The sequence below is a fragment of the Mesorhizobium sp. LSJC285A00 genome (assembly GCF_000503155.1).
GTDB lineage: Bacteria > Pseudomonadota > Alphaproteobacteria > Rhizobiales > Rhizobiaceae > Mesorhizobium.
In genome coordinates, this window is record NZ_AYVK01000013.1 from 40,023 (window position 1) to 52,002 (window position 11,980).

At 64.3% G+C, this 11,980-nt stretch carries 15 protein-coding genes; 11 read left to right on the top strand and 4 right to left on the bottom strand.

The genetic code is table 11. From position 1 onward, the window contains the following. Window positions 1-75: 75 nt before the first annotated feature. Both X726_RS155825 and X726_RS155820 read right to left on the bottom strand, forming a co-directional pair. Window positions 76-615: a GNAT family N-acetyltransferase gene (locus tag X726_RS155825; RefSeq protein WP_023669725.1), complete on the bottom strand. Its 540-nt coding sequence runs from the start codon at window positions 613-615 to the stop codon at window positions 76-78. Between the two features lie 142 nt (window positions 616-757). Then, a complete protein-coding gene (locus X726_RS155820; protein ID WP_023669726.1) occupies window positions 758-988 on the bottom strand; it encodes a YdeI/OmpD-associated family protein in 231 nt (76 codons plus the stop codon). Window positions 989-1,129: 141 nt separating this feature from the next. Here X726_RS155820 and X726_RS155815 point away from each other — a divergent pair, with 141 nt between their 5' ends. The 4 genes from X726_RS155815 to X726_RS155800 all read left to right on the top strand — a co-directional run bounded on the left by X726_RS155815 (window position 1,130) and on the right by X726_RS155800 (window position 4,831). Then, window positions 1,130-1,585 (top strand): DUF2214 family protein, encoded by a 456-nt coding sequence (locus X726_RS155815; RefSeq protein ID WP_023669727.1) that lies wholly within the window; start codon window positions 1,130-1,132, stop codon window positions 1,583-1,585. Between the two features lie 178 nt (window positions 1,586-1,763). After that, entirely contained in the window at window positions 1,764-2,741 is a 978-nt protein-coding gene (locus X726_RS155810; RefSeq protein WP_023669728.1) for a tripartite tricarboxylate transporter substrate-binding protein, read from the top strand. Window positions 2,742-2,839: 98 nt separating this feature from the next. Continuing rightward, window positions 2,840-3,313 carry a tripartite tricarboxylate transporter TctB family protein gene (locus X726_RS155805; RefSeq protein WP_023669729.1) on the top strand — a complete coding sequence of 158 codons (474 nt, stop codon included), beginning with the start codon at window positions 2,840-2,842 and terminating at the stop codon, window positions 3,311-3,313. Between the two features lie 9 nt (window positions 3,314-3,322). Further along, entirely contained in the window at window positions 3,323-4,831 is a 1,509-nt protein-coding gene (locus X726_RS155800; protein ID WP_023669730.1) for a tripartite tricarboxylate transporter permease, read from the top strand. Here the strand turns inward: X726_RS155800 and nth are convergent. Then, entirely contained in the window at window positions 4,791-5,624 is an 834-nt protein-coding gene (gene nth, locus X726_RS155795; RefSeq protein ID WP_023669731.1) for an endonuclease III, read from the bottom strand. The two genes, X726_RS155800 and nth, sit on opposite strands and share 41 nt — an antisense overlap. Window positions 5,625-5,646: 22 nt before the next feature. Between nth and X726_RS155790 the strand changes: the two genes are divergently transcribed. After that, a complete protein-coding gene (locus X726_RS155790; RefSeq protein WP_023669732.1) occupies window positions 5,647-6,141 on the top strand; it encodes a DUF2244 domain-containing protein in 495 nt (164 codons plus the stop codon). A gap of 10 nt (window positions 6,142-6,151) precedes the next feature. Here the strand turns inward: X726_RS155790 and X726_RS155785 are convergent, their stop codons facing one another. Beyond that, window positions 6,152-6,967, bottom strand: a complete 816-nt coding sequence (locus X726_RS155785) for a class I SAM-dependent methyltransferase (RefSeq protein ID WP_031214890.1) — start codon at window positions 6,965-6,967, stop codon at window positions 6,152-6,154. Between the two features lie 115 nt (window positions 6,968-7,082). Between X726_RS155785 and X726_RS155780 the strand changes: the two genes are divergently transcribed. From X726_RS155780 to X726_RS155755, 6 genes are all read left to right on the top strand, one after another. Next, window positions 7,083-7,988, top strand: a complete 906-nt coding sequence (locus X726_RS155780; protein ID WP_023669734.1) for a methylated-DNA--[protein]-cysteine S-methyltransferase — start codon at window positions 7,083-7,085, stop codon at window positions 7,986-7,988. Between the two features lie 141 nt (window positions 7,989-8,129). Next, entirely contained in the window at window positions 8,130-8,963 is an 834-nt protein-coding gene (locus X726_RS155775; RefSeq protein WP_023669735.1) for a ribokinase, read from the top strand. Then, a complete protein-coding gene (locus X726_RS155770; RefSeq protein ID WP_031201317.1) occupies window positions 8,960-10,420 on the top strand; it encodes an amidase in 1,461 nt (486 codons plus the stop codon). The genes X726_RS155775 and X726_RS155770 overlap by 4 nt, the downstream gene beginning before the upstream one ends. Window positions 10,421-10,517: 97 nt before the next feature. Beyond that, the gene (locus tag X726_RS155765; RefSeq protein ID WP_023669737.1) at window positions 10,518-11,132 is read left to right on the top strand and encodes a LysE family translocator; all 615 of its coding nucleotides are present in this window, start codon (window positions 10,518-10,520) and stop codon (window positions 11,130-11,132) included. 142 nt (window positions 11,133-11,274) lie between these two features. Next, window positions 11,275-11,547: a hypothetical protein gene (locus X726_RS155760; protein WP_023712342.1), complete on the top strand. Its 273-nt coding sequence runs from the start codon at window positions 11,275-11,277 to the stop codon at window positions 11,545-11,547. Between the two features lie 58 nt (window positions 11,548-11,605). Continuing rightward, complete coding sequence (locus X726_RS155755) at window positions 11,606-11,977, top strand: hypothetical protein (RefSeq protein ID WP_023712341.1); 372 nt, start codon at window positions 11,606-11,608, stop codon at window positions 11,975-11,977. Window positions 11,978-11,980: the final 3 nt, after the last annotated feature.

Consider the following 11,980-nt stretch of genomic DNA (forward strand, 5'->3'; position numbering starts at 1 on the left):
TTCCCACAGGAATTGCGTAGCTAGATTAGAATAGCCAACCCTGGCAGAACGTGGAAATTGCGTCGATGAAGCGCTTCACACCCGCCGTTCGAGCAGGATCGTCAGCCCGTCGTGATAGGTCGTTTCCAGGACCTTGGTGTAGCCGCACTTTGCCGCAACGTTCAACGAGCCGGTGTTTTCCGGATCGATGATGCAGACGGTTCTCGCGCCGGCAAAGGTTTCGTCGCCCCAGGCCAGGGCCCTTCTGACGACTTCGCTGGCAAGACCCTTGCCATGTGCTTGCGGCGCCAGCGCCCAGCCGGCTTCCGGAATGCCCTCGAGCGACGGCTCGATGTCGCGCTTCAGATCGTGGAATCCGGCCTCGCCGATGAAGCGACCGCTGGCCTTGTCCTCGACCGCCCAGAAGCCGTAGCCAAGCAGCGACCACAGGCCGGCATGCCGCAGGAACCGCATCCAGCTTTCCTCCCGCGTCCGCGGCTTGCCGCCGATGAAACGGGTGGTGACGGGGTCGGCCCACATGACAGCATAGTTGTCGAAGTCTTCGATCCGGTGCGCCCGCATGATGGTCCGTTCCGTTTCGAGAACCGGGACGCCGGCTGTTTTTGGACTGCCCATGAAACTCTGCCTCCGTTGACGGTCAGCGCTTAGCAAACCAGCGCGCCCGGACAAGGGCCAAGCCGGATCATCATTCAGCCAGGGAAGCTTCCGAACGGCCTGGCGCGACCAGGCGGTCGAAGCGAACAGCGTCGGCTTACTTTCAGCCGTGCCAGACCATCTTCATGTAGAGCCCACCGCGCCGCAATTCGTCCAGCATCTGGTCGAGCCGCTTCTGCCTGGTGTCGCTGCGTTTGGCGCGGGCGACCCAGCCGAGATAATCGTTCTTCTGGTAGTCCGGCCGCGCCTCGTAGGCCGCTGTCAGTCCTTTTTCGGTCAGGGCGATGCGGATGTCGTCCGGCATCGGGTACAGGGCGCGCTTCAGTCCGGTCATTTCAGAAAACCCCAGCTGTCAGGATGGCGACGCCGATGGTCCAACCCAGATCCGCCTCTGGGAATTCTGCCGAACGATGCTACCTTTCGCAACCGGTCCGGCAAGGGCCGGTCTCGATACCGCCAATGGGAGGAGAACGCCATGGACACCACCGATCTCGTGCTTGCCATTTTCCATCATCTGCTGGTGTTCTCGCTGGCCGGCATCATTGGCGCCGAATTTGTCCTGATCCGCGGCGACCTCTCCGCCGCCACGCTGAAGCGGCTTGCCGGCATCGACCGCCACTACGGCATCCTCGCGATGTCGATCATCATCGTCGGCATCGGCCGCGTCGTCTACGGCCTGAAGGGCTGGGAGTTCTATGTCTACAACTGGGTGTTTTGGACCAAGATGGCGGCATTCGGCATCGTTGGCCTGCTGTCGATCATCCCGACCATCCGCTTCATCTCCTGGAACCGGCAAGCCAGTGCAAATCCCGGCTTTCAGGTGCCGGTTGCGGAACTCGCCTCGGTGAAGACCTATGTGCGCGCCGAAGCCTTCATCTTCCTGCTGATCCCGATCTTCGCGGCGGCGATGGCGCGCGGCTACGATTATTGAAGCAACGCCAACACCAAACCCATCTCCTCCGGGCATACTCCCCACTGATCGCCATGGTTGCGCACGACTGTATTTTGCAGTTTGCGTCAGGCGACAATCTGTTAGCTTGCCTTTGTTGCACCCTCGCTGCCTGACCTGCACAGCGATCGGAGATTGATATCCTGGGAGGAGAATTACGATGAGGAAAATTGTAGCCGCCCTGGCCGCCGCCGCGGCCGTCACGCTTTATTCGTTCACCGCCAGCGCACAGACCTATCCCGAGCGCACCATCACCGTCGTCGTGCCGTTTGCGGCCGGCGGTCCGACCGACACGGTTACGCGGCTCGTCGCCGAAGCCATGTCGAAGGATCTCGGCCAGCAGATCATCGTCGAAAATGTCGGCGGCGCCGGCGGCACGCTGGGCGCCGGCCGCGTCGCCAACGCCGACCCGGATGGCTACACGCTGCTCCTCCATCACATCGGCATGGCGACCAGCGCGACCCTCTACAGAAAACTCGCCTACGACACGCTGAACGCCTTCGAGTATGTCGGCCTCGTCACCGAGGTGCCGATGGCCATCGTCGCCCGCAAGGACCTGGAGCCGGCCGACCTGAAAGGGCTGGTCGAATACGCCAAGACCAACAAGGACACCATCACCGTCGCCAATGCCGGCATCGGCGCTGCCTCGCATCTGTGCGGCATGCTGTTCATGAGCGCCATCGGCACGCCGCTGGTCACCGTGCCCTACAAGGGCACCGGTCCGGCCATGACCGACCTTCTCGGCGGCCAGGTCGACATCATGTGCGACCAGACCACCAACACCACCAAGCAGATCCAGGGCGGCACGATCAAGGCCTATGCCGTCACCACGCCGGAGCGCCTCGACGTGGTGAAGGACGTGCCGACGACCATCGAAGCCGGCCTGCCCGCGGTTCAGGTCGGCATCTGGCACGGCCTCTATGCGCCGAAGGGCACGCCGGCCGAGATCACCGGCCGACTGTCGAAATCGCTCCAGGTCGCGCTGAAGGACCCCAACGTCATCGCCCGCTTCGCCGAACTCGGCACCAAGCCGTCGTCCGAGGCCGACGCGACGCCGGCAGCGCTGAAGGCCAAGCTGGAAGGCGAGATCACGCGCTGGAAGCCGATCATCGAAGCCGCCGGCCAATACGCCGACTGAGGCTTGAACGGGGCGCTGCCGGCGCCCCGTTTTCGCTTCGACGTCCGTTTTCACATTTGCAACGGCAAGCCCGTTGCAAGGGTCAGGGGAGGACCGCCATGAAACCTTTCGCCATCGACAGGACAAACGGCCTGTGCGCCGCGCTGTTCATCTTTTTCGGCGCCTTTTTCGCGATACAATCGCTCGGCCTCGAAATCGGCACCGCCTTCCGCATGGGACCGGGTTATTTCCCGCTGGTGCTGGCGACCGTGCTGATCGTGCTTGGCGCCATCATCCTCGTCCAGGCGGTGCGCGTCGAGGGCGAACCCATCGGCCCGATCGCCTGGCGCGGCATGCTGTTCATCCTGCCGGCGCCGATCTTCTTCGGCCTGACGGTGCGCGGCCTCGGCTTCGTCCCGTCGATCTTCCTGGCGGCGCTGATCGCCTCTTTTGCCAGCGCCCGCATGAAGCCGCTGACGGCACTTCTGCTGTCGGCCGGCCTGACGCTGTTCTCAGTGCTTGTCTTCAGCTACGCGCTCGGGCTGCCGTTCCAGCGCTTCGGCCCCTGGTTGCCCCAATTGCTGGCATTGTGAGGCGCTGAGATGGACCTCCTCAGGAACCTCGAACTCGGCTTTTCGACGGCCACCACGCCGGCCAATCTGGGTTTTTGCCTCATCGGCGTTCTGCTCGGCACGCTGATCGGCGTCCTGCCCGGCATCGGCGCCACCGCAACCATCGCCATGCTGCTGCCGATCACCTTTCAGATCGGCGACCCGGTTTCGTCCCTCATCATGCTGGCCGGCATCTACTACGGCGCCCAGTATGGCGGTTCGACCACCGCCATTCTCATCAACATGCCCGGCGAATCCTCCTCGGCCGTGACCGCCATCGACGGCTACCAGATGGCCAGGAACGGTCGCGCCGGGGCGGCTCTGGCGATCGCCGCGATCGGCTCGTTCTTCGCCGGCACGGTGTCGACCTTTCTCGTCGCCGTCTTTGCCCCGCCGCTGACGGCAATAGCCCTGCAATTCGGCGCGGCCGAATATTTTTCGCTGATGATCGTCGGCCTCGTCTCGTCCATCGCGCTCGCCCACGGCTCGATCGTCAAGGCGCTGGCGATGGTCGTGCTCGGCCTGCTGCTCGGCATTGTCGGCACCGACATCTACACCGGCACGCAGCGCTTCACGCTCGGCATCCGCGAATATGCCGACGGGCTGAACTTCGTCGCGGTGGCGGTCGGCGTCTTCGGCGTTGCCGAGATCCTGCGCAATCTCGAAAACGAGCACGAGCGCTCGGTGATGATCAAAAAGGTCTCCGGCCTGATGCCGACCCGCGACGACTTCAAGGCGATGGCCGCGCCCATCGTGCGCGGCACGATCATCGGTTCGGCGCTCGGCATCCTGCCCGGCGGCGGCGCGGTGCTTGCGGCCTTTGCCTCCTACACGGTCGAAAAGCGCGTGTCGAAACACCCGGAGGAGTTCGGCAAGGGCGCCATCGCCGGCGTCGCCGGCCCGGAATCGGCCAACAATGCCGGCGCCCAGACCTCCTTCATTCCGATGCTGACGCTGGGCATTCCGGCCAATCCGGTCATGGCGCTGATGATCGGCGCCATGATCATCCAGGGCATCGTGCCCGGCCCCAATGTCGCGATCGAGCAGCCGGCGCTGTTCTGGGGCATCATCGCCTCGATGTGGATCGGCAATCTGATGCTGATCGTGCTGAACCTGCCGCTGATCGGGCTGTGGGTGAAGCTGCTGACGATCCCCTATTATGTGCTCTTCCCGATCATCATGGCGTTCTGCTCGATCGGTGTTTACAGCGTCAACACCAACGCCTTCGATCTCTACGCGGTCGCATTCTTCGGCCTGCTCGGCTACATCCTGACCAAGCTGCGCTGCGAACCCGCACCCCTGCTGCTCGGCTTCGTGCTTGGCCCGCTGCTCGAGGAAAACCTGCGCCGCGCCATGATCCTGTCGCGCGGCGACCCCTCGACCTTCGTGACGCGGCCGATCAGCGCCGGCCTGCTGCTCGTCGCACTGGCCGTGCTCGTCGTCGTCTTCCTGCCGTCGGTCAAGAAGAAGCGCGAAGAGGTGTTCGTGGAGGAAAGCTAGTTGTCGGGACGCCGGGCGCCGCGATTTCCACCAGCGGCGCCGGCACATCGGTCGTCTTCACTTCGGCCTTGCAGAGATCGGCGATGACGCAGGCCGGGCAATCGGGTTTGCGCGCCTTGCAGACATAGCGGCCATGCAGGATCAGCCAGTGATGCGCGTGGCGCATATACTCATCCGGAATGATCCGCAGCAGCCCTTGCTCGACCTGCTCCGGCGTCTTGCCTGGCGCCAGGCCGAGGCGGTTGCCGATGCGGAAAATATGGGTGTCGACCGCCATCGTGTGCTGGCCGAACGCCATGTTGAGCACGACATTGGCGGTCTTGCGCCCGACCCCCGGCAGCTTGACCAACTCATCGCGCTCGCTGGGCACCTCGCCGCCGTAATCGCGTATCAGCGCCTCCGAGAGCGCCACGACATTCTTGGCCTTGTTGCGCCAGAGTCCGATGGTGCGGATGTACTCGCCGACCCTGGCTCCGCCCAGCGCCAGCATCTTTTCAGGTGTGTCGGCGACCTTGAACAACGCCCGCGTCGCCTTGTTGACGCCGGCATCGGTCGCCTGCGCCGACAGCACCACGGCCACCAGCAGCGTGAAGGCGTTGACGTGCTCGAGCTCGCCCTTCGGCTCGGGCCGCTGCACCGAAAACCGCCGGAAGATCTCATGCACCTCGGCGGCGCTGTAGAGCGAACGGAGCCGCGCCGGCCGCGGTCGCGGCTTGGCATTCGAGCCGTCGCGCCGCCCGGGCTGCAGTTCACTTTTGGATAGGGAAAGATTTTTGGACTTGGGGCTGGCCATATCCCTCCTATAATATCCTGGGATGAGCGACACAAACGCCTCGTTTCAGGCCGACGAGCCATTCTTCCAGGCGCTGCTGACACCGCACCGCTCGCTGGGCCGCACCGGCTTTGCCGTGCTGATGGGCGCGCTGCTGTTCGGCTGGGTGGTGACCGGGGCGTTTTTCCTGTCGCGCGGCGCTTGGCCGGTGTTCGGCTTCTTCGGCCTCGACGTCATCGCCGTCTACATCGCCTTCCGCGCCAACTATCGTGCCGCCCGTGCCCGCGAGGAAGTGTCGGTGTCGCGCACCAGCCTCGACATCCGCAAGACGGCGCCCTCGGGAAAGTCGGAAGCGCATCGCTTCAACCCGTTCTGGGCACGCTTTTCCGTCGCTCGCCATGCCGAGATCGGCATCACCAGGATGACGGTGGAAGCACAAGGACAGAATGTGCCGATCGGGTCATTCCTGGACCCTGACTCCCGCGAGAGTTTTGCCACTGCATTTTCACGTGCTCTGACAAAAGCCAGGACGCGTTAGAGCCGGCGCGTCAGAACCGGTAGCGTAAAATCCTGCCGACCTTGCGCAATGCGGGAATGTGTCTCCAGAGCCCGATGAACAGTTTTGCGGACCAGCTCATATGCGCTGTGCGTTCCGCGCTGTAGGCCGAGATATCGTCGACAAAGCGCAGCTTCGGAACGGCAGGCTCCAGTACCTGCGGGTCGTCGATCGCCCAGTGAACCTCGGCGCCCGTCGCCCTGATGGTCGGATTGAGGCGCAGCATCTTCAGGCCGAAGTGGCTGTAGGCGTCGAACATCAGCTCGCCGCCGGCAAGATGCGCGACAAGGCGTGACAGCAGCCGTGACCCCTCCTCTACCGGGAGATAAGGCGTCAACCCCTCCATCACCACGACGGCCGGACGATTGCGCGGCACTTCTGCCAGCCAGTCTGGGTCGGTTACCGAAGAGCCGACGAGGTGGTAGTGGTCCCGGGACGGGTAAAGCTTGCGCCGGAGCGCGATGACATCCGGAAAATCGACATCGAACCACTCCACGCCTTCGGGTGGATCGACACGGAAAATGCGCGTATCGAGCCCGCAGCCGAGATGCAGCACGATGGCGCCGGGATTTCTGGCGATGAAGTCTTGAACTCGCACGTCGTAGGTCTTGGCTCGAATCGCCAATCCGATGCCGAGATTGGTGTCCACCTTGAGGTGCGAGAAATCATATTCGATCTTGCGCACGGCCTCGTCGGCGAAGCGATCCCCGAGCAGCGAATGCGGCAGCCGGCTTTCCAGCGCCTTGCCATAAAGCGTCATCAGCAAGGTCTCCCTTGCTCCGCTCAGATTCACCCTTTCGCCGGCCATCGGCATCTCCCGGGGCGCAATCCAGTATTTAGCTGGGAACAGGCGGCAACAAGGCAAGTTTCGGGTGGTTGCAAGGGGCGGAAAGACCGATATTCGCGGTCAAGGAGATATTGCCATGAACGCCCAGATGACCATGAATACGCAGATGAAACCGACAGCGATCCTGCAGCACGACATCACCCCCGAGGGCAGCGACTACGAGGTCGTGCGCCGCGCCATCGAGAAGATCAGCCTCGACTATCGCGACCAGCCCTCGCTGGAAGCCCTGGCAGCCGATGTCGGCGAGACACCCACGGGCCTGCAAAAACTGTTCACCCGCTGGGCCGGCCTGTCGCCAAAAGCCTTCCTGCAGGCGGTCACCCTCGACCATGCCCGCAAACTGCTCGATTCCGGCATGCCGCTCCTCGAAACATCGTTCGAACTCGGCATGTCCGGCCCCGGCCGGCTGCACGATTTGTTCGTCACCCACGAGGCGATGTCGCCGGGCGACTACAAGACGCGCGGCGCCGGCCTGACCATCCGCTACGGCTACCACATCTCGCCCTTCGGCATCGCCCTGATCATGGTCACCGACCGTGGCCTTGCGGGGCTCGCCTTCAACGATCCGGGCGGCGAGCGGGCGGCTTTCGCCGACATGTCGGGCCGCTGGCCGAACGCCACCTATGTCGAGGACATGAGCGCCACCCAGCCCTATGCGGCGCGCATCTTCGATCCGACATTGTGGCGCGCCGACCAGCCGCTGCGCGTGGTGATGATCGGCTCCGACTTCCAGCTGCGCGTCTGGGACGCGCTGCTCAGGATCCCGATGGGCAAGGCCTGCACTTATTCTTCGATCGCCTCCAGGATCGGCGCGCCAAACGCCAGCCGGGCGGTGGGAGCGGCGGTCGGCGCCAACCCATTGTCCTTCGTCGTCCCTTGCCATCGGGCGCTGGGCAAGTCCGGCGCACTCACCGGCTACCACTGGGGCCTGACCCGCAAACGCGCCATCCTCGGTTGGGAAGCGGGCCAGACCGCGTCCTGAAGCTGCCCGCATCAAACAACACCGGCGAAATCCCCTCGCCGGTGTTGTTCTTTTTGCGAGCTCCCGGCGCAAAACATCCGCACGCTCTGGCAAGCCGCCGGCTTACAGGTTAGCTTCCCGCGCATTCCGCAGGAGGCTTTCTTGATCATCGTTGTCGGCTCGATCAACCTCGACCTTATCGCCAATGTCGACCGCCTGCCTTCGCCGGGCGAGACGGTCCGCGGCTCCGGCTTCGTCACCGCGCCCGGCGGCAAGGGCGCCAACCAGGCGTTGGCTGCGGCGCGAGCCGGCGCCAAGGTGCGCATGGTCGGCGCCGTCGGCAAGGACAATTTCGCAACCGAAGCCCTCGCTTTGCTCGTGGCCGGCAAGGTCGATCTCTCCGGCGTCGGCCAGAGCTTCGCCTCCACCGGCACGGCGCTGATCCTCGTCGGCGCCGACGGCGAGAATGTCATCGCCGTCGTGCCGGGCGCCAATGATTCGGTGCTGCCCGGCGATCTCGCCAAGGCTTTCCTTGCGAAGGGCGACGTCGTCCTGCTTCAGCACGAGATCCCGCTGCAGACCGTCGATGCAGCGCTTGACGCCGCACGCGCCGCCGGCGCCGTCACCGTGCTCAACACCGCGCCGTTCCGTAGCGAGGCGGCAGCGTTGCTCGGCAAGGCCGACTACGCCGTCGCCAACGAAACCGAATTCGACCTTTACGGCGAGGCGCTGTCGCTGAAAGGCCGCGACCGCCCGGCGCGCATGCGCGACTTCGCCGGCAAAACCGGCCGCACCATCGTCGTCACGCTCGGCGGCGACGGCGTGCTGGCGGCGACCCCGGAGGATTTCCTGACCGTGCCGGCGCTGAAAATCACGCCGGTCGACACGGTCGGGGCTGGCGATACTTTTTGNCTCGCCTGCCTGAAGCCCGGCGCCCAGCCGGCCATCCCGCTGGCCGCGGATGTGGACACCGCCCTGCGCAACAACGCCGGATGACTGCCCTGCGCCCTACAACGAAGCACGCCGTGCCCCCCGCCGGCGACATCTGCCGGATGTCCGCTGTCGACCTGGCCGAGGCGATCCGGCTGCGCCGCCTGTCCGTGCGCGAGTTGGTCGCCGCATTCCTCGACCGCATCGACGCGGTAAACCCGCTGGTCAACGCCATCGTCTCGTTGCGCGAGCGCTCCGACATCCTGCGCGAGGCCGACGCGGCGGACGCGCATCTAGCGCAAGGCGGGCCGGCCGGCTCGCTGTTTGGCCTGCCGATGGCGATAAAAGACCTCGCCATGACGCGCGGCTTGAGGACCAGTTTCGGCTCGCCGATCTTTGCCGATTTCGTGCCGCAGGAGGACGATTTCTTCGTCGAGCGCATCCGCAAGGCCGGCGCCATCATCATCGGCAAGACCAATGTTCCCGAATTCGGGCTGGGATCCAACACCTACAACAACGTGTTCGGCCCGACGCTGAACGCCTTCGATCCGGCGCTCACCGCAGGCGGGTCGAGCGGCGGCGCTGCGGTCGCCCTTGCACTCGACATGGTTCCGGTCGCCGACGGCAGCGATTTCGGCGGCTCGCTGCGCAATCCGGCGGCGTGGAACAATGTCTATGGCTTCCGCCCGTCGCAGGGCCTTGTCCCCGGAGGGCCGGACCTGGAAGTCTTTCATGCTCAGATGGGCATAGACGGGCCGATGGGCCGCAGCATCAGCGACATGGCGCTGCTGCTCGACGTGCAGGCGGGCTACCATCCGCATGCGCCCTTGTCCTGGGAAAAGCCTGGTTCATTCCTCGAAGGGCTGGCAACGCCGGCAAGCGGCGGCCGCGTCGGCTGGCTCGGTGATCTCGGCGGTCACCTGCCGGTAGAGCCTGGCATCCTCGATCTGTGCGAGGCCGCACTCGGCCGCTTCGCGGAGGCATCCTTCCTGACCGAGCCCTTGCTGCCGGATTTCGATTTCGAGGCACTGTGGCAAGCCTTCGTGACGCTGCGGCAGGCGAGCAGCGGCTCGGCGCTGAAAGTCCATTATGACGACCCGCACAAGCGCGCCCTGCTGAAGCCGGAAGCCGTCTGGGAGGTGGAGAACGCCATGCGGCTGACGGCGCCGCAGATCCGCGCGGCCTCGGTCATCCGCACCTCCTGGCACCGGACGCTGCTGTCGCTGTTCGAGCACTTCGATCTCATCGCGCTGCCGACGGCGCAGGTCTTTCCTTTCGAAGTCGGCACGCATTGGCCAAGTGAGGTCGCCGGACGGACGATGGACAGCTACCATCGCTGGATGCAGGTTTCGGCCTTCGCCACGCTCGGCGGCTGTCCGGCGCTCAACGTGCCCGTCGGCTTCGACGACAAAGGCCGCCCCTTGGGCATGCAGCTGATCGGCCGGCCGCGCGGCGACCTCGCCGCGCTCAGGGCCGGAGCGGCCTATGAGGCGACCCTGCCTTGGCAGGTGGGGGCGTCCTGACGCGAGGGGCGGCACGGTCTGCGACCGGCTTGCACCAGCCCCGCCGCCATGCATTGATTGCAGCCAGCCGCCTAAGCGCATCCTCGAGGAAATCCCCATGTCGCTGGAACTCTACGCCGCCTATGTCCTTGCCTGCATCGTCATCATCCTGGTGCCCGGTCCGACTGTCACGCTGATCATCGCCAACAGCATCCGCCATGGCTACCGCGCCGGCCTTGCCAATGTCGCCGGCACGCAGGCTGGGCTCGCCGTGATGATCGCCATTGTCGGCATCGGCCTCAACACGCTGATATCGGGCATGGGCCACTGGTTCGAATGGGTACGCCTGATCGGCGCCGCCTATCTGATCTGGATGGGGGTGCAGATGTTCCGTTCCAAGGGCGCGCTGAATGCCGACGGCACCGCGAGAAAGCCGCGCGGCGGCTTCTTCCTGCAGGGCCTGCTCGTGGCGCTGAGCAACCCCAAGACCCTGGTGTTCTTCGGCGCCTTCTTCCCGCAATTCATCGCCCCGCAGGGCAATTACACCCTGCAGATCGTCGTCATGGGCCTTACCGCCATGATCTTTGCCGCCGTCTCGGACTCGACCTACGCGCTCGCCGCCAGCCGCGCCGGCCGCCTGCTCTCGGCCAGCCGCATCAAGCTGATGTCCAGGATCAGCGGCAGCTTTCTGGTCGGCGGCGGCCTGTGGCTGGCGTTTTCCAAGGCGAAGTGACGACCGCCAACGGTCGTTCCCAACGGAGCCGGTACGTGAAGGCTGATTGAAAGTCAGTCTTCACGCCACCACATGAATCGGCGTGGGGGGATTCACGTCGATGTCATGGACTTACGCTGGCATAAAAAGGGACGCGCCCGGCGTGATCCTGATCGTCGTCCTGTTTGCGGTGATGGTTCCTTCGGCTCTCTACAAATGGACGAATGATGCGAGCCCCATCCGGTCGGTCGAGCCAATCGACGCAACGGTCAAAAGTACCCATTCAGACAACGGCCGCACGCTTTATCTGGTTGCACTCGAAACCGGTTCGTCCATTCTTGTCGAAGACGACCTCCCGCATCTGATCGGCGCGCCGGCAAGATTGGAGCGCGTCACGCGCGAGAATGGATCGACCTTCTACAGGTTCGCAAATTGAACTACCGCCGGTCACGATACCAATGAAACGCAGCGTCCTTGCTGTCAGGTGATACGCATTGGCCAAGGCTCGGCATTCCCTTGCCTGGATGACCCTGCAGGAGAACCTCAGGGGCATCCTCATCACCATCCTCGTCGTGGGCGTTTGCGCCCTTGCAATTGGCATCCCGATTGCGAGGCAAAGCAGCCCCATCGTCAATGTCGAACGCCTGACCGGTACAGTGGTCAACGTTCTCAACGCTCCTGCAAGTCCCGAGGTCGCGATCGGCAGCGGGTTCCGTTACTTGTATGGAATTCGCCTCGATGAAAATGACGGCCTGGTGTTTGCATATGACAACACGACAGTGCCGAGAGCCATTGGCTCCAAGGTTTCGATCGAGCGGCAGCGTCGCCGCAACGATACCGAAACATACCGCCTGCTTCGCGAATAAGTG